Below are 24,331 nucleotides of genomic sequence, written 5' to 3' on the forward strand. Positions count from 1 at the left end.
CATGACGACTCTTTCGGGCAAGACCGCACTGGTTACCGGCTCCACCAGCGGCATCGGCCTGGGCATCGCCCTGAGCCTGGCCAAGGCCGGCGCCAACCTGATCCTCAACGGTTTCGGGGATGCGTCCAACGTCATCGCTGAAGTCGAGCAATTCGGTGGCAAGGTCGGCCATCACCCGGCCGACGTCAGCGACCCGGCGCAGATCGCCGACATGATCGCCTACGCCGAGCGTGAATTCGGCGGTGTCGACATTCTGGTCAACAACGCCGGCATCCAGCATGTAGCGCCCGTAGACGAGTTTCCGGTGGAACGCTGGGATTCGATCATTGCGATCAACCTGTCATCCGTGTTTCACAGTACCCGCCTGAGCTTGCCGGGCATGCGCGCCAAGGGCTGGGGCCGGGTGATCAACATCGCCTCGGTGCATGGCCTGGTCGGTTCGACAGGCAAGGCCGCTTATGTGGCGGCCAAGCACGGCGTGATCGGGCTGACCAAAGTGGTCGCCCTTGAAACCGCTACCAGCAACGTGACCTGCAACGCGATCTGCCCGGGTTGGGTGCTGACGCCGCTGGTACAGAAGCAGATCGATGATCGCGCCGCGACCGGCATTGATCCGCAACGGGCCCAGCATGATCTGCTGGCGGAGAAACAACCGTCGCTGGAATTCGTGACCCCGCCGCAGCTTGGCGAGCTGGTGCTGTTCCTGTGCAGCGAAGCCGGCAACCAAGTGCGGGGCGCGGCGTGGAATGTTGATGGTGGGTGGTTGGCGCAGTGATCTGACGTTAGACCGCGTTATCGTTCTTCGGGAGCAGGCTCGCTCCCACATTGAAATGCGGTCCCTTGTGGGAGCGAGCCTGCTCGCGAATGGATCTGCAGATAGAAGAAGAGGCAAATCATGTCCGACATCCTCTGGCAACCCAGCCCCGAACGCATCGCCAAGACCCGCATGGAGGCCTTCCGGCGCTTCATCATTGCGCGGCACCACCTGCACATCGACGACTACCCTGCCCTGCACCAATGGTCCATCGATCAGCGCGAGGACTTTTGGCAGGCCATCGTCGACTTCTTCGATATCCGCTTCCATCAGCAACCCGACGCGGTGTTGGTGGAAGGCGCGCAAATGCCCAGTGCCCAATGGTTTCCCGGTGCGACCTTGAACTTCGCCGAGCACTTGCTGCGACGCCGCGACGATGCCATTGCGGTGGTGGCCGTGGCGGAAAACGGTCAGCGCGAACACTTGACCTGGGCTGAACTGGCAGAGCACGTCGCCGGCTTCCAGAACGGTTTGATCGCGGCGGGAGTGGGTGTTGGCGACCGGGTCGCCGCGTGCATGCCCAACACCTGGCAAACCCTGGTGGCCATGCTTGCCACCACCAGCCTCGGCGCGATCTGGTCCTGTTCTTCGCCGGACTTCGGCACACAAGGGGTAATCGACCGTTTCGGCCAGATCGAGCCGAAAGTGCTGCTCACCTGCGCCGGCTACCGTTACGCCGGCAAAGACATCGATCAGACAGTCAAGGTCAACGAAATCCTCGAACGTCTGCCGTCGTTGCGGCAGTTGATCATCGTGCCTTACGCACGCCCCGATGCGCACATCGAAGACTTCCGCACCCGGGCCAACGTCACGTTATGGGACGATTTCTACTTCCCCGGCGGCGAGCCGGACTTCGTTGCCGTGCCTTTCGACCATCCGCTGTACATCCTCTACTCCAGCGGCACCACCGGCGTGCCCAAGTGCATCATCCACAGCACTGGCGGCGTACTGCTGCAGCACGTCAAGGAACACGGCCTGCATTGCGATCTCGGCCCTGGCGAACGTTTGTTCTACTACACCACCTGCGGCTGGATGATGTGGAACTGGCTGGTCTCGGCGCTCGCGGTAGGCAGCGCTGTGGTGTTGTACGATGGTTCGCCCTTTCACCCCGCCCCCGAACGCTTGATCGACTTGATTGACGACGAGCGCATCAGTGTCTTCGGCACCAGCCCCAAGTACCTGGCGACGCTTGAAAGCAACGGTATCAAGCCCATGCAAAGCCATGACCTGAGCAGCCTGAAAACCCTGCTCTGTACCGGTTCGGCGCTGTCGCCCCAGAGCTATGACTACGTCTACCGCGACCTCAAGGCGGATGTGTGCCTGGCTTCGATGTCCGGCGGCACCGACATCGTTTCGTGTTTTGTGAATGGCAATCCGTGGCAACCGGTGCGTCGCGGCGAAATACAGGGCAAGAGCCTGGGCATGGCCGTCGAAGTCTGGAACGACGAGGGTCAGCCCGTCATGGGTGAAAAAGGTGAGTTGGTGTGCACCCGGCATTTTCCGGCGATACCCATCGGCCTGTGGCACGACCCCGACGGCGAGAAACTGCGGGCCTCGTATTTCAGTCAGTTTCCCGGGGTCTGGGCCCAGGGCGATTATGCGGAACAGCTGCCCCATGGCGCGATGATGATCCACGGACGCTCCGACGCGGTGCTCAACCCCGGCGGCGTGCGCATCGGCACGGCGGAAATCTACCGCCAGGTGGAAAAAGTCCCGCAGGTGCTCGACAGCGTGGCCATCGGTCAGCAATGGCAGGATGACGTGCGGGTGGTGCTGTTCGTACGCCTGCGCGACGGCGTGGTACTGGATGAAGCGTTGCAGCAACAGATCCGCCAGGTCATCCGCGCCAATACCACGCCGCGCCATGTGCCGGCGAAGATCGTCGCGGTCACGGACATCCCACGGACCATCAGCGGCAAAATCGTCGAACTGGCGGTGCGCAATGTGGTGCATGGGCAGAAGGTGAAAAACACCGATGCGCTGGCCAATCCCGAAGCGTTGGAGCAATTTCGGGATCGTACCGAACTCCAGAGTTGAAGTTGAGATCCACTGTGGGAGCAAGCCTGCTCGCGAATGCGGTGTGCCAGATGGAATGAATGTGACTGACACGACGCCTTCGCGAGCAGGCTCGCTCCCACAGGGGGGATGTGTCAGTCCACCAGGCCCCAGTCACCCGGCGAGACTTCGGCGTGAAGTTTCAGCCGCAAACGAAGGTTGTTCACTGAATCCGCATGTTTCAACGCTTCTTCCTCTTCAACCCCCCCTTCTGCAACCAACTCGAACAACGCCCCGTCGAACGTCTGCATTCCCAGTGCCGCTGATTTTTCCATCACGCCCTTGAGCTCGGAAAACTGATTGCGCCGGATCAAATCGCCAATGGTCGGCGTCCCCAGCATCACCTCCACCGCCACCCGCCTTTGCCCATCGCGGCTGCGCACCAGGCGTTGGGACACGCAGGCCTTGAGGTTGTTGCCCAGATCATGGAGCAATTGCCCCCGGCGCTCGTCGGGGAAGAAATTGACGATGCGGTCGAGCGCCTGGTGGGCGTTGTGAGCGTGTAAGGTGGAGATCACCAGATGCCCGGTGTCGGCAAAGGCCAGCGCGTGCTCCATGGTTTCGCGGTCGCGGATTTCGCCGATCAGCACAACGTCCGGTGCCTGACGCAGGGTGTTCTTCAACGCGCATTGGAAGCTGCGGGTGTCGACGCCGACCTCACGCTGGTTGATGATCGATTGTTGGTGCCGGTGGATGTATTCGATCGGGTCTTCGATAGTAACGATGTGGCCACGGCTGTGTCGGTTGCGGTAATCGATCAAGGCCGCCAGCGACATGGACTTGCCCGAGTCGGTGGCGCCGACGAACAACATCAGGCCTTGTTTGAGCATCACCGTTTCCAGCAGCACCGATGGCAATTTGAGGTCTTCGAACCGCGGTATGTCCAGCTTGACGTTGCGCACCACCATTGACACGTCGTTGCGCTCCTTGAAGATATTGATCCGAAAGCGTCCGACGCCCGTTCGGGAGATTGCCAGGTTCATTTCCAGTTCGCGGTCGAACTCCAGACGCTGTTCGGCGTCCATGATGGACGCGGCAATCGCCGCAATCTCCCCCGGTTTGAACGACGGGTCCGCCAAGGGAGTCAGGACACCGTCGAACCGTGCATTCGGTGGTGCACCGGTGGATAGATAAAGATCAGAGCCATCCTGGCTGGCCAGGCGTTTTAACAACGCATCGATTTCCATGGCAAAAAGCATCCGCGAAGCATTCAATTGACAGAAATGACCCGCACGGGTCAGTACGCAGCAAGCATAGTAGACACCGCCATACCGACTTGAACGCAGGACACCTTGATGAATGCATCACCAACCGGCAGCGATGCCCAGGCCTTGATTGCCCGACTGGATTGGGCAAGCACACCGCTGGGCGAGGCCAGTACCTGGCCGCAAAGCCTGCGCACCGCCGTGGACATCGTGATCCATTCGCCGATGCCGATGCTGTTGCTTTGGGGGCCGCAACTGACGCAAATCTACAACGACGGCTTCGCCCTGCTCGCCGGCAGCAAGCATCCGCATGCTTTCGGACAGCCGACGCACCAGATCTGGCCAGAACTCCAAGACTTTACTGACCCGATTTACAGTGCCGTCCTACAAGGTCAGGTGCGGACCTACAGCGAACAACGCTTCACCCTGCAGCGCGATGGCAAGGATTCCGATTTCTGGCTCGACCTGACCTACAGTCCGATCCGCGACGAGAACACCCAGGTCGCCGGAATTCTGGTCACCGCCATCGAAACCAACGAACGTCGACGCATCGCCCTGGAACTGGAACAACGCTCGGCCGCCAGCCTCAAGGCACAGCAGGAAACCGAAGAGCGCCTGCAACTGGCCCTCGCCGCGACCGACGCCGTGGGGACCTGGGACTGGGATATCAGTGAAGACCGTTTCATCGCCGATGCCCATTTCGCCCAACTGCATGGCATCGATCCCGCCATGGCCGGGCAATTGCCAATCAGCGCCTACCTGCACGGCGTGCACCCCGAAGACCGCGCCCTGATCGCCCGCAGCATCAAACACTGCATTACCCATGGCACTGAGTACGCCGAGGAATATCGACTGTTACAACCCGACGGCCAGTTGCGCTGGGTGTTCGCCCGCGGGCGTTGCTACAAGGACCACCATGGCCGGCCGATCCGCTTTCTCGGCGCCGCACTGGACCTGACCGAGCGCAAAAACACCGAGCAGGCCCTGCGCCAGAGTCAGACCGAGCTGCAGCTGATCATCAACGCCATGCCGATCCTGATCAGCTACGTCGACCGCGAGGAACGCTTTCGCCTGAACAATTCCGCTTATCTGGACTGGTACGGTCTGACGCCCCAGGAGCTTTACGGCAGGACCATTCGCGAGGTATTGGGCGATGAGGCCTACGCCTTGCGCGCCGAGCATATTGCCCAGGCACTGACCGGCAAGCCCTGCTGTTTCAGCATCGACGCACCGCACCGTGACGGCAGCATCCGCCATGCCCTGATGAATTATTTGCCGCGTCACGGCGCGGACGGTGCGGTGAACGGCTTTTACATTTTCGTGATCGACGAAACCGAGCGTAAAAACACCGAAGAAGCGCTGCGCAACCTCAACGAAACCCTCGAAGAACGAGTTGCCGCCCGTACCCAGCAACTGGCCGAAACCAACCAGCGCCTGCAAAACGAGATGTTCGAGCGCGAACGCGCCGAAGACGCTTTGCGCCATGCGCAGAAAATGGAAGCCGTCGGCCAGCTCACCGGTGGCATCGCCCATGACTTCAACAACATGCTCACCGGCATCATCGGCAGCCTCGACCTCATGCAACGCTACATCGCCGATGGGCGGACCGAGGACATTGCCCGTTTCGCCGAAACCGCCGTGTCCTCGGCGAAACGGGCCGCCGCCCTGACCCACCGTTTGCTGGCGTTCTCCAGGCGCCAGTCACTGGATCGCAAGCCGCTGAACGCCAACGATCTGATCCATTCCCTGGAAGATCTGCTGCGCCGCACCAAGGGCGACCACATCCAGCTCAAATTGCAACTGGCCGAAGACGCCTGGCCGGTCAGCACCGATGTCAGCCAACTGGAAAACGCCCTGCTCAACCTGGTCATCAACGCCAGGGACGCCATGCCCGATGGCGGTGAACTGCGTATCGAAACCGCCAATGTCTACCTCGACAGCAGCGACATCAATATTCTGGAACCGGTCAAGGCCGGCGATTACCTGATGATCGCGGTCAGCGACAACGGCACCGGCATGACGCCCAAAGTATTGGCCAAGGCGTTCGACCCGTTCTTCACCACCAAACCCATCGGCCAGGGCACCGGGCTGGGACTATCGATGATCTACGGATTCGCCCAGCAGTCGGGCGGCCATGTGAGTCTGTTCAGCATGCCCGGACAGGGCACCAACGTGCGCCTGTACCTGCCGCGCTTGCATGCGGTGCAAGCGCAAGACGCTCCGTCGCCGGACATCGGCGAAGCGCCACCGGCCATTGCCGGGGAAACCGTGGTCCTGGTGGAGGATGATCCGGCGGTGCGCATGCTGGTACTCGACCTGCTCAAGGAGCTTGGCTATAAGGCCCACGAAGCCGAAGACGCGAAGACCGCCCTGCCCTTGCTCGAATCCGATTTGCGGGTCGACCTGCTGGTCACCGATGTCGGCCTGCCGGGGATGAATGGCCGGCAGTTGGCAGAGATTGCCCGTCAACATCGCCCGGACCTGAAAGTGCTGTTCATGACCGGCTATGCGCAAATGGCGGCCGAACGCCAGGGCTTCCTCGAGGACGGCATGGACATGGTGGCCAAACCGTTCTCCATTGATCTGTTGGCCAACAAGATTCGCACGATGATCGGCCATCCCGAGTGAGTTAGGGCATAATCGCGCGCCCCGTTGTCGTCACCATTGCCATCACCGTTGCAAGGTAATCGCCCTATGAAAGCTCAAGCCCGCCATATTCTGGTGAAAACCTCGGAAGAAGCCGAGCAGCTCAAACAACGCATCGCCAAGGGTGAAGCGTTTGACGTGCTGGCCAAGAAGTACTCCACCTGCCCGTCTGGCAAACGCGGCGGCGATCTGGGTGAAGTACGTCCGGGACAGATGGTCGGGGTGATTGACGCGGTGATTTTCAAGAAGCCGCTGCGGGTGGTGCATGGCCCGATCAAGAGCAAGTTCGGGTATCACCTGGTGCAGGTGTTTTACCGGGATTGATGGGTTGGCTTTATGGCCCCTTCGCGAGCGAGCCGATGGCCCAGCCAGCGGCCATTCACCGCTTATCTCGGTATCAACGCCCCCGGCACCTGAATCACACGACTCGCCAACCGATGCCCCGCCTCGGCAGCCTCCGCCGGGCTGCCACCCTTGAGTCGACTGGCCAGATACGCCGCGCTGAACGAATCCCCCGCCGCCGTGGTATCCACCACGCGCTCGACCTTCTGCGCCGGCACTTCGAATGACTGGCCATCACAACGAATCAGACAGGCCTCGGCGCCGCGCTTGAGCACCACCTCAGGTGTGCCGATCTGCTCATACGCGGCAAACACCGCTGCGCAATCGGCGAAATGGAACAGCGCCTGTTCGTCATCCACGGTCAGCAGCGCCAGGTCGACATAGGGCAGCACGCTGCGATAAGCCGCCCGCGCCTCTTCGACCGAAGCCCACAGGCGTGGCCGGTAGTTGTTGTCGAAGACGATCCGTGCATCGCGCTGCCGGGCCTCGATCAGCGTTTGCAGCAGTTTTTCCCGACCCTGCACGCCCAATACCGCCAGGGTGATGCCGCTGAAATACAGCACGTCGTAGTCCGGCAACGCCGCCAGGATCGGCGCGGCGGCTGGGGTGGTGAAACAATCGCGCACCGCAGCTTCATTGCGCCAGTAGAGAAAACGCCGTTCGCCGGCAGCGTCGGTCTGGATGCAGTACAGACCGGGCAAACGGCCGGGCAAGCGCTGGACCATGTCCAGGCCGATGTTTTCCGCGGCCCAGCCCTGGCACATGGCATCGCTGAAACTGTCATCGCCCAGGGCGGTGACGTAATCCACGCTGCCGGCCGTGCCCAGCTCGCGGGACAGGTAGACCGCCGTGTTCAAGGTGTCGCCGCCGAAGCTCTGTTGCAGGCTACCGTCGGCGCGATGCTGCAACTCGATCATGCACTCGCCGATCAGGGCGATGCGCGGGGTGTTGGGGCCGAGGGTGTTGATGGTGTTCATGATGTGGGGTCTCTGGTGCTTCGGTGTTGTCTGGGCGGCCGTCTTCGCGAGCAGACTCGCTCCCACAGGGAAACGCATTCCATTGTGGGAGCGAGCCTGCTCGCGAAGGCAGCACCTCGGTTCCGGACTTAGAAACAGGTTTCCATGGTCTCGATGACGTTCAACTGCTCATCCACCAGACACCCCGTGCGCCACTTGTCGAACGTCAGGCACGGGTGCGAAGTGCCGAACGAAATGATGTCGCCCACCCGCAATTCAACCCCCGGCGCCACGGTCATGAACGCATGCTGGTCCATCACCGCCGTCACTTTGCAGGCACCGACATCGTCACCTTTAGCCGGTACCACGCCAGCCTTGTAACGCAGCAACGGCACCGGCAAACCGGCGTCGTAGGCCACGTCGCGCTTGCCCAGGGCGATCACGGCGAAACCCGGTTCCGGCAACGACTGCACGTGAGCCCAGACCTCCAGTGCCGGACGCAGACCTTCGTGCAGGTCACTGCGGCGGTCCAGCACACAGCATTGCGCTTCCTTATAGATGCCATGGTCATGGGCTACATAACTGCCCGGACGCAGCACACTGAGGAAACGCCCGGCGGCGTTCTGTGCCTCGAACTCCTCGGCAATCAAGTCATACCAGGCCGAGCCCGACGCCGTGATGATCGGTTTGGCGATGGCAAACGCGCCGCTGTCTTGCAACTGCACGGCCAGGCGAACCAGGGAACCGGCGAACGCACGGATACCCCTCACGGCGTGATCACCGTGAATCACCCCTTCGTAGCCTTCGATGCCGGTCAGGGCCAGCGCCGGTTGCGCGGCGATGGCCTTGGCCAGTTCGAGAACTTCCTGCTCGCTGCGGCAACCACAACGACCGCCCACCACGCCGTACTCGATCATCACGTTCAAACGCGCGCCACGGCTCGCGAAATACGCACCGAGATCAGCGACGTTGTCCGGGTGATCGACCATGCAATAGAAGTCGAATGTCGGATCGGCCAGCAGATCGGCGATCAATGCCATGTTCGGCGTGCCCACCAGTTGGTTGGCCATCAGCACCCGACGTACGCCATGGGCATAGGCCGCACGGGTTTGCGTGGCGCTGGCCAGAGTAATGCCCCAGGCGCCGGCGTCCAGTTGCCGGCGAAACAGCGCCGGGGTCATGCTGGTCTTGCCGTGGGGCGCCAGCTCCGCGCCGCTGTTGCTGACAAAGTCCTGCATCCAGCGAATGTTGTGTTCCAGCGCGTCGCGATGCAGCACCAGGGCCGGCAGGCTGACGTCACGGACCAGGTTGGCGCCGGGCTGGGCAAAGCCCTTTTCCACGACGGGATTATGGGGGGCAACAGGCATGGTCGAATTCCTCACATTCGCGGCTGCAGGCAGCCGCTGTTATTCGTTGATACGACGGGCCAGGCTGTTCGCGCTTTCGATCAGAACCCGGCGGTAGTCGTTGTAATGAGTCTTGGCATCGGCGCGCGGCGCGACGATGCACAGGGTGCAAATGGCCACGCCGTTCGGGTCTTTGACCGGGGCGGCGAAGCAATGGGTAAAGGTGTCGGCCACGCTGTCGAAAGAGAAAAAGCCGTCGATACCGGCCTGACGGATTTCCTTCAGAAACTGCGCAAGCTCCAGGCGATCGCCGTTGGGCAGGATAAAGTCGTCGTGGTCGATCAGGTCGACGATTTCCTGGTCACTCAGGTGCGCCAGCAACAGGCGCCCGGACGCAGTCCAGGGGATCGGCGCGTTCTCGCCGATGTCCGAGGAAATGCGGAAATGCCGCTCCCCCTCCTTCATCAGCGCCACGGTGTACTTGCGCCCGTTGAGCAGGCACATCTGCGCGGTTTCACGGGTCTGGCTGACGATGTCCTGCAAGGCGTGATCGGCCTCGCGGGTCAGGTCGAAATGGCGCAAATGCGCCTGGCCGAGGAAGTACAGCTGACGGCCGAGGTACACGTGGCCGTCCTTGCCGACCGGCTCCAGGATCCGTCGTTCCAGCAGCGAGGCAACCAGTTCATAAACCGTGGATTTTGGGCTGCCGATGCCGCTGGCGATTTCGTTCGGGCGCAGGGGCTGGCCGATCTCCTTGAGGAAATCGAGGATATCGAACGCCCGGTCCAGACCGCGCGCCCGGCGCTTGATGGTGTCTTCGGTCATATCAGTGGTTTCCATCTAAATTCGCCGGGAGTTTACCGCGAGTGTTGCGACGACAGTCAGGCCGCCATCGCCAGCAGGCTGGCTCCCACCTTTGGAATGCGTTCCCCTGTGGGAGCCAGCCTGCTGGCGATGAAGCCACCTCGGTTCAGGCCTTTTTCTTGTACGCGATGCAGTCGATCTCAACCTTGCAGTCGACCATCATGCTCGCCTGCACACAGGCCCGGGCCGGGGCGTGTTCGGGCTTGAAGTACTCGGCGAAGACCTTGTTGAAACTGGTGAAATCCCGCGGATCGTCCAGCCACACCCCGGCACGCACCACATCTTCCAGGCCATAACCGGCCTCTTCGAGTATCGCGATCAGATTCTTCATGGTCTGGTGGGTCTGCTCGACGATGCCACCCACAATGATCTCGCCATCCAACGCCGGCACCTGGCCGGAGACGTGCAGCCAGCCATCGGCTTCAACGGCGCGGGCGAAAGGACGAGGCGTACCGCCAGCGGCGCTGCTGCCGGTGCCGTAACGAGTGATGCTCATGAGTGTTTCTCCTGATTGAAAATTCAAAACTCAAAAACGCGTGCTTTTGAGAAATTCCGCCAGTCGTGGCGATTGCGGGCGCTCGAACAGTTCCTTGGGCGGTCCCTGCTCTTCGATGCGCCCCTGATTCATGAAAACGATCTTGTCCGAGACTTCAAAGGCAAAGCGCATTTCGTGGGTCACCAGCAGCATGGTCATGCCGTCATCCGCCAGGCCCTTGATCACATTGAGCACTTCGCTGACCAGTTCCGGGTCCAGGGCCGAGGTGACTTCGTCGAACAGCATCAGGCTCGGGTTCATCGCAATCGCCCGGGCGATCGCCACGCGTTGCTGCTGGCCACCGGACAACTGACCGGGGTAGTGATCGCGGCGCTCCAGCAGGCCGACCCGCTCCAGCCATTTTTCCGCCAGGGCCACGGCTTCGTCCTTGTGCAGCTTTTTCACCTTGAGCAAGCCCAGGGTGACGTTTTGCAATGCGGTGAGGTGCGGGAACAGGTTGAACTGCTGGAACGCCATGCCGGTCATGGCGCGATGGCGGGCGATGACTTTTTCCGGGTGGCGGATGCGTTTGCCGTTGATCTCGTCATAGCCGATGGATTCGCCGTCGAGCAGGATCTGCCCGCCCTGGAACTCCTCGAGCATGTTCACGCAACGCAGCAGCGTGGTCTTGCCCGAACCGCTGGAACCGATCAGCGTCACGACGTTGCCGCGCTGCATGGTCAGGTCCACGCCCTTGAGCACTTCGAGCGGGCCGTATTGCTTGTGCAGGCCACGAATGTCCAGCAAAGGTTGGCCGTTTTGTGGGTTGATTGGAGTCTGAGTCATGGCAAGGCCACCCGCTTTTCAATGTGCCGGCCGAGTAATTCGATGCCGTAGTTGATGACGAAGAACAGAAACCCGGCGAACAGGTAGAACTCCAGGGTCATGAAGGTCCGGGCGATGATCTGTTGGGTGCTGAGCAGCAGCTCGGCCACGCCGATCACCGACAGCAGCGTGGACGCCTTGACGATCTCGGTGGACGAGTTGACCCAGGTCGGCAGGATCTGCCGCAGCGCCTGGGGCAGCAGCACGTAACCGAGCGCCTGATAGAAGGTCAGGCCGATGGCCTTGCTCGCTTCCATCTGCCCGCGCGGCAGTGCCTGCAACGCGCCGCGCACGATCTCGGCGACGTGGGAGCCGCAAAACAGCGTCAGCCCCAAGGCACCCGCCTGGAACGCGCTGATCTGCCAGCCCAGCGCCGGCGCCATATAGAAGCAGGCCAGCACCAGCACAAACACCGGCGTGCCGCGAATCACATCGACGTAAAAACGAAACGGTGCACGCATCCAGAACTTGCCGTAGGTCAGCACCAATCCGGCGAAAACACCGAGCACCGTGCCGAGCAAAATCGCCAGCGCCGACACCTGCACACTGGTCAAGAAGCCTTGCCACAAGGGTTCCCGTGCAACCCACAACTCATGCAACCAACTGGGGGATTCGTACATGGGGCCTCCTATCGGCGGATCGCCAGACGCTGTTCGAGGTATCGCAGCATCATGGCAATGAGGTAACAGGCCGCCACATACAGCGCCGTGGTCACCAGCCAGGTTTCAATCACCCGGTAGCTCTCGACATTGATCTTGCGCGCGTAATAGGTCAGCTCCGGCACGGCAATCGCCGCCGCCAGCGAGGTGTCCTTGAACAGCGAAATGAAGTTGTTCGACAAGGCCGGCAACACGTTGCGCAACATCACCGGCACAGTGACGTAAGCCTTGACCTGCCACTCGCCCAGGCCAATCGCCAGGCCGGCTTCGCGCTGGCCCTTGGGAATGCTCAGCAGGCCGCCGCGGAACACTTCGGTCAGGTACGCCCCGGCATACAGCGACAGGGTGATGATGAACGAAGGAATCTTGTCCAGGCGAATGCCCAGGCTCGGCAAGGCGAAATAGATCAACAGAATCAACACCAGAATCGGCGTGTTACGGATCACCGTGACATACACCGAAGCCAGCACCCGCAGCGCGCGGTGCTTCGACAGCAAAGCAAACGCCATCAGCAGGCCGATCACGCAGCCGATGGCGATCGACACCAGCGCCAGTTCGAGGCCCAGACCGAGCCCCGCCAGCAAGGTGTCGAAATCGCGCCACACGGCGGCAAAGTTCAACTGATAGTTCATGGTCGGCAGTACCTTGAGCGGGGCGATTCACCGCCCCGCTCTCACAGGATCATTGGAATTCGACGGGGAAACCGATTTTCGGCGATGGCAGATCGACACCGAACCACTGTTTGAACGATGCCGCGTAAGTCGGGAACTCCACGCCGGTCATGGCTTCATGCAGGGCGGTGTTGACGAAGTTCAGCCAGTCCTGATCGCCACGCTTGACCGCGCAGGCGTAGGTCTGTGGGCTCCAGGCGTAGGCCGGGCTGCGATAGCGCCCTGCGTTCTGCACCATCAGGTATTTGACCGACGACTGATCGGTGGCCGCCGCGTCGGCGCGTCCCGAGTTCACCGCCTGATACATCAGATCCACGCTGTCGTACTGATCGACCTTGGCCTTGGGCAACGCCTGATGCACCAGTTCTTCGGCATACACGTTTTGCAGCACTGCCACGGTGACGCTGTCACCCGCGGCCTGCATGTCGTCGATTTCCTTGTACTTGCTGTTGGCCGGCAACAGCAAACCGACGCCTTCGCGGTAGTACGGCAGGGTGAACGCTACCTGCTGGGCACGGCTGGCGGTCACGGTGATGAATTGGCAGCTCATGTCGACCTTGTCGGTCAGCAGGTTGGGAATCCGTGCATCGGACGATTGCACCACAAACTCGACCTTGCTCGGATCGTTGAACAGCCCCTTGGCCACCATGCGCGCGATATCGATATCGAAGCCCTGCAACTTGCCATCCGCCCCTTGGAAGTGCCACGGCGCATTGGTACTGCCGGTGCCCACAATCAGTTTGCCGCGGGCCAGGACGCTATCGAGCTTACTGTCCGCCGCCTGGGCCACGCCCATGGCAGCAGCAGAGGCTGCAAATAAAAAAACACACGTTTTGAACAAGGAAGGTCGACGCATGGCAAGCACTCCAGGATGATGTTTATTCCGCTATACCGGAACCTAGTATGTAACAGCGGAATAGACAGCAGAAAGTGTGCCACAGGAAAAGAGTGGCGTCTTGTGCATATTGGAAAGTGTTATGAATCAGAGGGATGCGAAAAAAACACCAGACGGTGCTACGCAAGGCACGGCCACGAGAGCGCTACCATTGGCTACTTTCAGCGGGTAGCAGGTTCACATTTGGTGCGAGGGGGCTACTCAATCGAAGGTTTCGCCCGGGGATAACGGTGAGCACGAGGTTGACCCGTTTCCTGTCGGGCACCTCGTGAAAGCGCAGCCTGAATAGCCTGGGGGCGTCACGCCAGACGACACATCACTCGCCAATACGCGCCAGGAATACCCGCGTGACCCGTCGCTCTTGCACCGACATCACCGTCACCCGCCATCCTTCCCACTCATGGCTGTCACCTTTGATCGGCAAGCGATCCAGCAAGCTCACTACCAGCCCGGCCAGGGTCTGATAGTCCTCGGTCGGTTCTGCTGCAAACCCGGTGCGCTGACGCACCCGCGCCAGGTTCAAGGCGCCGCTGACCAGGAACCCGCCCTTCTCCTCGACCACGTCCGGCCCTTCGATTTCGCTGGCGTCCGGCAGCTCGCCGGCAATCGATTCGAGAATGTCGGTCATGGTCAACACGCCAACGAAATCGCCGAATTCATTGACCACGAACGCGATGTGGGTCGACGCCTTGCGCATCTGCTCCAGGGCATTGAGGATCGAATAGCTGTCCAGCAAATTGATGGTCTGGCGTGCCAGGTGTGCAAGGTCGGGTTGATTGCCGGCCAGGAACTCCTTCAGTAGCTCCTTCTTGTGCACGAAGCCCAACGGTTCATCCACCGCACCGTCGCGAATCAACGGCAGACGCGAATACGACGAATGCATCAACCGCATGCGAATCGCCTCGGCATTATCGGCCAGATCAATGTGATCGACGTCGGCACGCACAGTCATCAGGGTGCGGATCGGTCGCTCGGCCAGTTGCAGCACACCACTGATCATCACCCGCTCACGACGATCGAAGAGTTCCTCGCTCTGTGTCTCGCCGTCGTCCAGCATGTCGGCAATCTCTTCACCCACCTCTTCCACTGCAAGCTTGCGTCCGCCGAGCAAACGCATCACCGCATGGGCAGTGCGTTCGCGCATCGGTCGCAGGCCCTGCATCGAGCGCTTGCGCCGTGCCCGGGCGATCTGGTTGAACACCTCGATCAGGATCGAGAAACCGATGGCCGCATACAGATAGCCCTTCGGAATGTGGAAGCCCAGACCTTCGGCGGTCAGCGCAAAGCCGATCATCATCAGGAAGCCCAGGCACAGCATGATCACTGTCGGGTGCGCGTTGACGAAACGGGTCAGCGGCTTGCTGGCGACGATCATCAGGCCGATGGAAATGATCACCGCGATCATCATCACCGCCAGCTCATCGACCATGCCCACCGCAGTAATCACCGCGTCGAGGGAGAACACCGCATCCAGCACCACGATCTGCGCCACGATCGGCCAGAACAGTGCGTAGGTCGTGCTGGATGAACGCTGGCCAACATGGCCTTCAAGGCGCTCATGCAGCTCCATGGTGGCTTTGAACAACAGGAACACACCGCCGAACAGCATGATCAGGTCACGCCCGGAGAAGCTCTTGTCGAACACCTCGAACAGTGGCTGGGTCAGGGTCACCAGCCAGGAAATACTGGCCAGCAGGCCCAGGCGCATCAACAACGCCAGGGACAAACCGATCAAGCGCGCACGGTCGCGCTGCTCCGGCGGCAACTTGTCCGCGAGGATGGCGATAAACACCAGGTTGTCGATGCCGAGCACCAGCTCCAGCACAATCAGCGTCAACAAGCCCAGCCATGCGGTGGGGTCGGCTAACCATTCCATAAAAATGTCTCGATCTCTTCAGTGAATTCAGAATGCCGGGCACGGCAAGGCGCGGCGCAGGGGCCGTGGAGCTGCAATGTCGGGGGTAATCGGAGGCCTGAAGACCGGGTATTTCACATGCGTCGAGATCGCGCGTTGGCGCGAGGAGGAAGGATTACTGGGGGGCTCCGTGAGGGTGTTCATGCAAGTCCTGAAAGGAAAAAGTCCTTGAATCGTACAGGTGATAGTGACAATTCCTACAGCCGGAAATCATTTCAAGATCTGTAGCAAATCCAAAACCCGGTTGCTCTGAAGGTCGTCTTCGCGAGCAGGCTCGCTCCCACAGGATTTGTGAACGACACAGACCCACTGTGGGAGCAGGCTTGCTCGCGAAGCTTTTGCTCCTAGCCTTTTTTCACACGCTCGATGTACCTGTTCACCGCCGCAGACTTCTCAAACCGCCGATGAATCAACGCCAGCCAAGACGTCACATTGCAATCCTTGATCTGCCGATAAACCACATTCGGCAAACTGACATGCCCGACCACCGACTCCGGCACCACCGCCACGCCCTGGCCCAGGGACACCAGGGCAATCACCGCCACCAAGCCACCCGGCTGCGCCCCCAGTTTCGGCACGAAACCACCTTGACTGGCGACCTGCAACGTACCGACGACTTGCTCCGGGAGGATGAAGTTTTCATTTTGCAGGTGTGCCGAATTGATCTCCGGCAAGCGGTTTAGCCACGAGTCCGCCGGCAGCGCCAGAACAAAACCTTCATCAGTCAAACGAACACTCTCGATCCCCTCGGGCAACGCCAGCGGGCAGCGGATGTAACCCAAATCGAAGCGCCCCTCAAGGATCATATTCGGCAGGCTGGCCATGGGGCTTTCCCGAACGTTGAGGCTGACATCCGGGTATTGGCCGGCAAATGCCTGAACCTGCTTTTGCAGCGCCCCGGAATACACCGCCGAGGCCACATAACCCAGTTCGATGTGGCCGATATCGCCACGACCGGCGCGTTGGGCGTTGCGTTGGGCCGACTCGAACTGGCGCACCGTGGCCTCGGCCTCGATCACCAGCGCCGCGCCGGCCTCGGTCAGGCTGACATCCCGCGCCTGGCGCAGAAACAGGCGCGCGCCCAGTTCCGCTTCCATGTCCTGGATCTGCCGGGTCAAGGTCGGCGGCGCAATGCCCAATTGCTCGGCGGCACGGGTGAAGTTGCGCTGCCGGGCGACGGCGAGGAAGTAGCGGAAGTGGCGGATGTCCATCGGTGCGTTAGCTCAAAGGTAATGAAGTGATGATGCGCGCCTAACAAATAGACTGCCAGCCAGCGATAAGCTGCACATCACCTCACAGTAGAGAACGTCTGCCATGTCCGTCAAACCCAAGGTAAGCCCGCGTCTGACATTGCTCACCGCCTCAGCCGTGTGTTCGCTGATTGTGCTGGACACTAATATCGTCGCCGTTACCTTGCCCAGCATCGCTCGGGATCTAAAGGCGAATTTCGCTGATATCGAATGGGTGGTCAGTGCCTACATGCTGGCCTTTGCCGCCTTGCTGCTGCCCGCCGGCAGCCTGGCCGACCGCTTTGGCCGGCAGAAAACCCTGATGTGGGGGCTGGCTATCTTCATCCTGGCCTCGCTGGGTTGCGGTGCGGCGCCGAGCGCACTGTTTCTGGATATCGCACGAGCGATCAAGGGCGTCGGTGCCGCGCTGCTGCTGACCTCTGCGCTGGCCTCCATCGGCCACACCTTCCACGATGAAGTGGAACGGGCCAAGGCCTGGGCGTTCTGGGGCGGTTGCATGGGCGTGGCCATGACGGCGGCGCCGACCTTGGGCGGGTTGATCACTGAATTCGTCGGCTGGCGCTGGATTTTCTACCTCAACCTGCCGGTCGGCCTGCTCCTCATGTACATGGTCTGGCGCGCAGTGCCGGAATCCCGCGATGCCCAGGCCGCCCGCCTCGACCCTTGGGGCAGCCTCGCCTTCAGTGCCAGTCTGTTGTGCCTGATCTGGGGGCTGATCGAAGCCAACCGGATCGGGTGGAATAACCCCGTGACCTATGCACGCCTGGTGGGCGGTGCCCTGTTGCTGGGCTTGTTCGTGGTGATCGAACGCGTGCAACAGCGACCGATGATCGACTTGCAACTGTTCAGGTACCCGCGCTTCATCGGCGCCTTGCTCGGCATGTTCTCCTACGCCGCGTGTGCCCAGGTAATGATGACCATGCTGCCGTTCTACTTGCAGAACGGCCTGGGCTTTACTGCCATTTCCGCTGGACTGGGCATGCTGCCGTTTGCCGTGACCATGTTGATCTTCCCGCGCATCGGCGCACGGCTGGCGGGACGTGTTCACCCGGCAAACATGATGGCGCTCGGGCTGACGCTGGTGGGTTGCGGCAACCTGCTCAGCGCCTGGGCGGTCAACAGCGGCGGCTACCTGCCCTTCGCCCTGGCGATTGCCGTGACCGGTGCCGGTGCCGGGTTGCTCAATGGCGACACGCAGAAAAATATCATGGCTTGCGTACCCCGGGAGCGCACCGGCATGGCGTCGGGCATGAGCACCACCATGCGTTTCAGTGCAGTGATGCTGGCAATCGGGGTCTATGGCGCCTTGCTGTCGGGCCATAGCGAACAGTTGCTGCACGACAACCTGTCGGCACAGGGCGGGCAGTGGCTGGAACACACTCAGGGCGTCGCCTCACGGGTGGTGGCCGGTGACATGCCGGCGGCCATGAGCCTGTTGCCACAAGCCGCACGGTCGGTGGTCGAGCCGCTGGCGCACCTGGCGTTTGTCGGCGGCTTCAGCCTGTTGCTGTGGGTCGCTGGACTGGCAGGATTACTGGCCGCGCTGGTGGTCGGCACGCTGATGCGCAATCCGATCCCTGCGCCCCGGACAGTGCTGGTACCTGAATGACGCGTACCTGGCGCTTTCATCTTTGAATGTGCAGCCCTCTTCGTCAGCAGGCTGGCTCCCACAGGGGAAAACGGCGTTTATGAATGCTGTGTCTCACCCGAATCACTGTGAGAGTCAGCCTGCTGGCGATTAGGCCTGCACAGGCAACAAAGAACTCAGCCTGGTATCAGCTCATCGATATGCCGATATTCGGACTGCAGTTGCGTCGCCAGTACCCTGCTACGCCCAAGGCGAATCGGTCCACGTTCAATGTCGATTACCAGCCCCGGACAATCGAGTGCGGGCAATGCCGGCCAGTCCTTCAACCGACCATCAGTCACCAACAGCAACCGCTGCTGCTCCGCCGGAAAACGCTTCTGCCGCGCAGCCAGCCAGTGCCCCGCCTCCCCCAACGCCGCCAGCAACGGCGTGCCGCCACCCGCGCCAAGCCCATCGAGCCAGTGGCGTAAACCGCTGGAGGCTTTCAAACCTTGCACCTGCCACTTCGGCAACGAACCACTGGCTGTCAGCAACGCCAGGCGCGCGCGTTGGCGGTAGGCGTCGTCGAACAGTTGCGCCAGCAGCCCCTTTGCATCACTTAGCGCTTGATGACGACGGGTCGAAGCCGACGCATCGACGATCACCAGCCACAGCTCATGGGGCGAGCGGGTTCGCAGTTGAAAAACCAGATCGGAATGCTGACGAGGCCGGCCGTTGAGCAATGTGCCGGGCCAATTGACCGAACCGCTTCGAGCAGCGTGACGCTTACCCTGCTTGCCGTTGTCCAGTCGTCCGGCGCGGGGTCTGGCATTCGCCCCCGCATCAAATCGAGGGCGAATGCCTAGGGCTTTTTTGGCCAGCTCGGCACTTCACGTCGGGCACCCGTCGCCAGTGCCTGGGCGGGCATTTCACCCCATTGCCCCTGCCCTTCGCTCGGGTTGGCCCTTTGCCTTGATCGATCGTGGCTGGATGGAGACTGGTTGGGTTGTGATGCCGCAGGCGTGTGCTCGCGACGGCGATGGCGCAAGGCAAACTCGGCGACGGCGTCGATATCTTCCTCGGCAATGGCACTCGCCCCACGCCACGCGGCGTGCGCGCGCGCCGCACGCAGCCAGACCAGGTCGGCGCGCAGGCCATCGACACCAGCGGCAAAGCAGCGCTCGGTAATCTGCTCCAGCGCTGCATCGTCGAGGGGAATCTTCGTCAATGCGCTACGCGCCTGCTGGCAACGCGCGCGCAAGGCTTGCTGCCGGCTTTCCCACTCGGCACAAAAACCTTGGGGATCGTTATCGAAATCCAGTCGTCGACGGATGATCTGGCCGCGCTCGGTGGGTGCGGTATGACCGCTGAGGGCAACGTTCAAACCAAAGCGATCGAGCAGTTGCGGGCGCAACTCACCCTCCTCCGGGTTCATGGTGCCGATCAGCACGAACTTCGCCGAATGCCGGTGGGAGAGACCGTCGCGCTCGACCAGATTGGTGCCGCTGGCGGCGACGTCGAGCAGCAGATCGACCAGGTGATCGGGCAGCAGATTGACTTCATCGACGTAAAGTACGCCGCCATCAGCCTTGGCCAACACGCCGGGGGAAAATTGTGCGCGCCCTTCGCTCAGGGCAGCATCCAAGTCGAGGGTACCGACCAGGCGCTCTTCAGTGGCACCCAGCGGCAAGGTGACGAACTGACCGCTGGCGAGCAGGTCCGCCAGGCCTCGGGCCAGGGTCGATTTGGCCATGCCGCGGGGGCCTTCGATCAGCACGCCGCCGATCTTCGGGTCGATGGCGGTCAGGTACAGCGCGAGTTTCAAGTCATCGGCGCCGACCACGGCAGAGAGGGGGAAATGCGGGGTGTCGGTCATCTTCAATACTCGTTCATGGTCGGTAATTTCACAGCCACCTTTATCTCCCACAAGGGGATGCGGTGTTTTAACTGTCTTCTTCTATATCCAACAACAAGTTTTCCAGGGCCTCGCGATACTCACCCGGTTCCTTCCACATCCCCCGCTGCTGTGCTTCGAGCATGCGCTCGGTCATATCGCGCAAGGCATGGGGGTTGTGTTCGCGCACGAAATCCCGGGTGCCTGGGTCGAGCAGATAGGCATCGGCCAGCAACGCATACTGATGATCGTCGATCAATCGGGTGGTGGCGTCGAAGGCAAACAGGTTATCGACCGTCGCCGCCATTTCGAATGCGCCTTTATAGCCGTGACGCTTGACGCCCTCCAGCCACTTCGGATTGGCCGCCCGTGAGCGGATAACTCGGTTCAGTTCTTCCTTCAGCGTGCGGATCTTCGGCAGGTCCGGTTGACTGTGATCACCGTGATAACTGGCCGCCACTTCGCCACTGAGGCTTTCCACGGCGGCCAGCATGCCGCCCTGGAACTGGTAATAGTCATTGGAGTCGAGCAGGTCGTGCTCACGGTTGTCCTGGTTTTGCAGCACCGCTTGCACCTGGCTCAGACGCTGGGCGAACTGATCTCGGGCCGCTGTGCCTTCGTCTGAACCGCCGTAGGCATAAGCGCCCCAGTTCAAATACACCTCGGCCAGATCCTCGCGGCTCTGCCACAGGCGACCATCGATGGCGCCCTGCACCCCGGCCCCATAGGCACCGGGTTTGGCCCCAAAAATACGCCAGCCGGCCTGACGCCGCGCGGCATCTTCATCAAGGCCCGCTTGCAATAACGCTTCATGTTCGGCGCGCACTTTGGCCGCCAAGGGGTTGAGATCGTCCGGCTCATCCAGCGCGGCGACGGCCTGCACCGCGGCGTCGAACAAGCGGATGAGGTTGGCGAAGGCGTCGCGAAAGAAACCGGACACGCGCAACGTCACATCCACCCGTGGCCGATCAAGCAGGCTCAACGGCAGAATCTCGAAGTCATCGACCCGCTGACTGCCAGTGGCCCAGACAGGACGCACCCCCATCAGCGCCATGGCCTGGGCGATGTCATCGCCGCCGGTGCGCATGGTAGCGGTGCCCCATACCGACAGACCGAGCTGGCGCAAATGATCGCCGTGGTCTTGCAAGTGGCGCTCAAGAATCAGGTTGGCCGATTGGAAACCGATGCGCCATGCGGTAGTGGTCGGCAGGTTGCGCACATCTACCGAGTAAAAATTACGTCCGGTCGGCAGCACATCCAGGCGCCCGCGACTCGGTGCGCCGCTGGGGCCGGCGGGCACGAAACGACCGCTGAGGGCATCGAGCAAACCGCGCATTTCTGCCGGGCCGCAGGCGTCCAGACGTGGTGCGACCACTTCGCGCAGGTTGTCGAGGATGGCTTGCACCTCAGACCAACCCGCTTCCTGTGGGTGCCAGCCTGCTGGCGATGGAGTGTCAGTCGACATCAATGTGGCTGATACTCGATCGCCAGCCGGCTGGCTCCCACAGGGGGCATTCACCACCTGCGAGATCAATTTTGTGGCGAACAGCTCGAGACGTTCGCGGGTATCGCCTGCCGTACGCCAGACTTCATTGTTGAGCGTCAGCAATCCCACTGGACGCGGTCCACTCCAAGGCTCGGCCAACGCACAGTCCAACGGATCGAACCCAAGTTCAAAGGCCTTGGCCAACGCCCGCAACAGACTCGATTGCGCCCCGCGCCCATCGCCCCGGGGAATACGCAGCAGCGCAAGCAAGGTGTCAATGCGCAGACGCCCGGCCGGTGATTCGCCGAAAACGTGCAATCCATCGCGGATCTGCGACTCTTTCAAGTCGCACAGGTAAGTGTCCAGCCGCGGCAGCCAGATCGCCGCATCGGCGTCGCTGTCCAGCTGCTCTTCAAGCTGCAGTTCACGGTCGATGTGAGTCTCGCGCACCAGTTGCAGGATGTCCCGTTGCAACTCACGGGCGCGGCGCGGGTCGAGCAGTTGTGCTTCGTAATACTCGTCGGCCAGCAGCTCCAGGTTGCGCAGCGGTCCGTAGGTTTCGGCGCGGGTCAGCGGCGGCATCAAGTGGTCAATGATCACCGCCTGGGTGCGGCGCTTGGCCTGGGCGCCCTCGCCCGGATCGTTGACGATGAATGGATAGATGTTCGGCAACGGCCCGAGCAGCGCGTCCGGCCAGCAGCTTTGCGAAAGGCCGACGCCTTTGCCCGGCAACCATTCGAGGTTGCCGTGCTTGCCGACGTGGATCACGCCATGGGCGCCGTAGGTGTTGCGCAACCAGAAATAGAACGCGAGATAGCCGTGGGGCGGCACCAGGTCCGGGTCGTGATACACCGCACTCGGATCGACCTGATAACCCCGCGCCGGTTGAATACCGACGAAGGTCAGGCCGAAACGCAACCCGGCGATCATCATTCGATCGTCCCGGCACATAGGGTCGCTTTCCGGCGCCCCCCAACGCTCTTGCACCGCCAGGCGATTGACTTCAGGCAGTGCGTTGAACATTGTCAGGTATTCGTCCATGGCCAGACTTTGCTGGCACGGACGTTGGTCGATTGTTTCCAGATCGTTGCTGACGCCGCCGAGCAATTGCTGGATCAGCGCAGTACCACTGTCCGGCAATTCGGCCGGCAGCGGATAACCTTCTTGATGAAGCGCTCGCAGGATATTCAACGCCGCAGCCGGGGTATCCAGGCCCACACCATTGCCGATACGTCCATCTCGGGTCGGGTAATTGGCGAGGATCAGCGCCACGCGTTTTTCCGCATTAGGCAGACGCGCCAGATCGATCCAGCGCCGCGCCAGTTCGGCGACAAAGTCCATGCGCTCGGGTTGTGGCCGATAGCAGACCACGTCGGACTGACTGCGCTCACTGCGCCAGGCCAGATCCTTGAAACTGATCGGTCGGCTGATGATGCGTCCGTCCAGTTCCGGCAGCGCGATGTGCATCGCCAGATCCCGGGGTCCGAGGCCCTGCTCGCTGGCGCGCCAGCCCGGCTCGTTGTCCTGGGCACAAATGGCCTGAATCACTGGGATGTTGCGGCGAAACGGTCGCAGGTGCGGCGCTTCGGGGCTCGATTGCGCGAAACCAGTGGTGTTGAGAATCACCCCCGCCTCGACTTCATCCAGCCAGTCCTCGACCACCGAGAGGCAACCGGGCTCTTTCAAACTGGCCAGTGCAATCGGCAGCGGGTTCAGCCCCGCCGCTTGCAAACGCTGGCAGAACACATCGATGAAAGCGGTGTTCGCCGCTTGCAGGTGCGAGCGATAGAACAGCACCGCCGCTACGGGCAGATCGGCCTGCCAGTCAGCTTGCCAATCCTGCAGCGTCGCGGGGCTTGTTTGCGGGTGGTAAATCGCCGTGCGCGGCAAGGTTTGCGGCTCGGACCATGGGTAATCGCGACCCAGCCAGCGATTGCCCAGACAGCGAAACAAGTCCAGGGCATTGGCCATGCCACCCTGGCGCAGGAAGTGCCAGAGCCGGTCGCGGTCTTCAGGCGGCACGGTACTCAGGTCGCTGAGTTCCGGGTCCGGACGGTCATCGCCCGGGACCAGAATCAGTTGCACACCATTTTGCGACAACTCCACCAGACGCTCGATGCCGTAACGCCAATAGGCGATGCCGCCGTGCAGCGAGATCAGAATAACTTTGGCATGGCGCAGTACTTCATCGACGTAAAGATCGACCGAGGCGTGATTCTGTACCTGCATCGGATTGGCCAGACGCACGCTCGGGTAATCCTCGGGCAACTGCTGCGCGGCCTCGGCGAGCAGCGCCAGGCTGGAGTCGCCGCTGCACAGGATCACCAGCTCGGCGGGGGTTTGTCCAAGGTCGGCAATGTTGTCATCCGAGACGAATCCGCCGGGCTGGGTCCTGAGCAGGTGCAT

Annotated in this window: 19 protein-coding genes; 5 read left to right on the forward strand and 14 right to left on the reverse strand. The window is 61.5% G+C overall.

Annotated features, from left to right (window positions below; translation table 11 throughout):
- Position 1 precedes the first annotated feature (1 nt).
- Together hbdH and AC07ZE_RS16100 are read left to right on the forward strand one after the other, a co-directional pair.
- The gene (gene hbdH / locus AC07ZE_RS16095) at positions 2 to 775 is read left to right on the forward strand and encodes a 3-hydroxybutyrate dehydrogenase (RefSeq protein ID WP_207265675.1); all 774 of its coding nucleotides are present in this window, start codon (positions 2 to 4) and stop codon (positions 773 to 775) included.
- Positions 776 to 895: 120 nt separating this feature from the next.
- Positions 896 to 2,851, forward strand: a complete 1,956-nt coding sequence (locus AC07ZE_RS16100; RefSeq protein ID WP_207265676.1) for an acetoacetate--CoA ligase — start codon at positions 896 to 898, stop codon at positions 2,849 to 2,851.
- 113 nt (positions 2,852 to 2,964) lie between these two features.
- Here the strand turns inward: AC07ZE_RS16100 and AC07ZE_RS16105 are convergent, their stop codons facing one another.
- Entirely contained in the window at positions 2,965 to 4,056 is a 1,092-nt protein-coding gene (locus AC07ZE_RS16105) for a PilT/PilU family type 4a pilus ATPase (protein ID WP_207265677.1), read from the reverse strand.
- A 108-nt stretch (positions 4,057 to 4,164) separates the two neighbouring features.
- Here AC07ZE_RS16105 and AC07ZE_RS16110 point away from each other — a divergent pair, with 108 nt between their 5' ends.
- Both AC07ZE_RS16110 and AC07ZE_RS16115 read left to right on the forward strand, forming a co-directional pair.
- A complete protein-coding gene (locus AC07ZE_RS16110; RefSeq protein WP_207265678.1) occupies positions 4,165 to 6,702 on the forward strand; it encodes a PAS domain-containing hybrid sensor histidine kinase/response regulator in 2,538 nt (845 codons plus the stop codon).
- Between the two features lie 66 nt (positions 6,703 to 6,768).
- Positions 6,769 to 7,044 carry a peptidylprolyl isomerase gene (locus AC07ZE_RS16115; RefSeq protein WP_007898282.1) on the forward strand — a complete coding sequence of 92 codons (276 nt, stop codon included), beginning with the start codon at positions 6,769 to 6,771 and terminating at the stop codon, positions 7,042 to 7,044.
- A gap of 62 nt (positions 7,045 to 7,106) precedes the next feature.
- On the opposite strand, the gene AC07ZE_RS16120 is transcribed toward AC07ZE_RS16115, so the two are convergent.
- From AC07ZE_RS16120 to AC07ZE_RS16165, 10 genes are all read right to left on the reverse strand, one after another.
- Entirely contained in the window at positions 7,107 to 8,039 is a 933-nt protein-coding gene (locus AC07ZE_RS16120; protein ID WP_207265679.1) for a sugar kinase, read from the reverse strand.
- Positions 8,040 to 8,167: 128 nt separating this feature from the next.
- Positions 8,168 to 9,385, reverse strand: coding sequence for an amino acid deaminase (locus tag AC07ZE_RS16125; protein WP_207265680.1), 1,218 nt, complete (start codon positions 9,383 to 9,385; stop codon positions 8,168 to 8,170).
- Positions 9,386 to 9,424: 39 nt separating this feature from the next.
- Complete coding sequence (locus AC07ZE_RS16130; protein ID WP_095194701.1) at positions 9,425 to 10,189, reverse strand: IclR family transcriptional regulator; 765 nt, start codon at positions 10,187 to 10,189, stop codon at positions 9,425 to 9,427.
- A 145-nt stretch (positions 10,190 to 10,334) separates the two neighbouring features.
- Positions 10,335 to 10,724 carry a RidA family protein gene (locus AC07ZE_RS16135; protein ID WP_207265681.1) on the reverse strand — a complete coding sequence of 130 codons (390 nt, stop codon included), beginning with the start codon at positions 10,722 to 10,724 and terminating at the stop codon, positions 10,335 to 10,337.
- Positions 10,725 to 10,754: 30 nt separating this feature from the next.
- Positions 10,755 to 11,549 (reverse strand): amino acid ABC transporter ATP-binding protein, encoded by a 795-nt coding sequence (locus tag AC07ZE_RS16140; protein ID WP_095194699.1) that lies wholly within the window; start codon positions 11,547 to 11,549, stop codon positions 10,755 to 10,757.
- The gene (locus AC07ZE_RS16145; RefSeq protein ID WP_095194698.1) at positions 11,546 to 12,208 is read right to left on the reverse strand and encodes an amino acid ABC transporter permease; all 663 of its coding nucleotides are present in this window, start codon (positions 12,206 to 12,208) and stop codon (positions 11,546 to 11,548) included. Before AC07ZE_RS16145 ends, AC07ZE_RS16140 begins: the two co-directional genes overlap by 4 nt.
- Positions 12,209 to 12,216: 8 nt before the next feature.
- Entirely contained in the window at positions 12,217 to 12,879 is a 663-nt protein-coding gene (locus AC07ZE_RS16150) for an amino acid ABC transporter permease (protein ID WP_007941741.1), read from the reverse strand.
- A 49-nt stretch (positions 12,880 to 12,928) separates the two neighbouring features.
- Positions 12,929 to 13,774: a transporter substrate-binding protein gene (locus tag AC07ZE_RS16155; protein WP_207265682.1), complete on the reverse strand. Its 846-nt coding sequence runs from the start codon at positions 13,772 to 13,774 to the stop codon at positions 12,929 to 12,931.
- A gap of 355 nt (positions 13,775 to 14,129) precedes the next feature.
- Positions 14,130 to 15,689, reverse strand: coding sequence for a TerC family protein (locus tag AC07ZE_RS16160; protein ID WP_207265683.1), 1,560 nt, complete (start codon positions 15,687 to 15,689; stop codon positions 14,130 to 14,132).
- 383 nt (positions 15,690 to 16,072) lie between these two features.
- Entirely contained in the window at positions 16,073 to 16,939 is an 867-nt protein-coding gene (locus AC07ZE_RS16165; RefSeq protein ID WP_207265684.1) for a LysR family transcriptional regulator, read from the reverse strand.
- Positions 16,940 to 17,042: 103 nt separating this feature from the next.
- Here AC07ZE_RS16165 and AC07ZE_RS16170 point away from each other — a divergent pair, with 103 nt between their 5' ends.
- Positions 17,043 to 18,587: an MFS transporter gene (locus tag AC07ZE_RS16170; RefSeq protein ID WP_207265685.1), complete on the forward strand. Its 1,545-nt coding sequence runs from the start codon at positions 17,043 to 17,045 to the stop codon at positions 18,585 to 18,587.
- A gap of 155 nt (positions 18,588 to 18,742) precedes the next feature.
- Here the strand turns inward: AC07ZE_RS16170 and AC07ZE_RS16175 are convergent, their stop codons facing one another.
- The 3 genes from AC07ZE_RS16175 to cobN all read right to left on the reverse strand — a co-directional run bounded on the left by AC07ZE_RS16175 (position 18,743) and on the right by cobN (position 24,331).
- Complete coding sequence (locus tag AC07ZE_RS16175) at positions 18,743 to 19,288, reverse strand: vWA domain-containing protein (RefSeq protein ID WP_207265686.1); 546 nt, start codon at positions 19,286 to 19,288, stop codon at positions 18,743 to 18,745.
- 119 nt (positions 19,289 to 19,407) lie between these two features.
- Positions 19,408 to 20,421, reverse strand: coding sequence for a magnesium chelatase ATPase subunit I (locus AC07ZE_RS16180; protein ID WP_207265687.1), 1,014 nt, complete (start codon positions 20,419 to 20,421; stop codon positions 19,408 to 19,410).
- 67 nt (positions 20,422 to 20,488) lie between these two features.
- Entirely contained in the window at positions 20,489 to 24,331 is a 3,843-nt protein-coding gene (gene cobN, locus AC07ZE_RS16185; RefSeq protein WP_207265688.1) for a cobaltochelatase subunit CobN, read from the reverse strand.

The organism is Pseudomonas sp. GW101-3H06 (genome assembly GCF_059424605.1).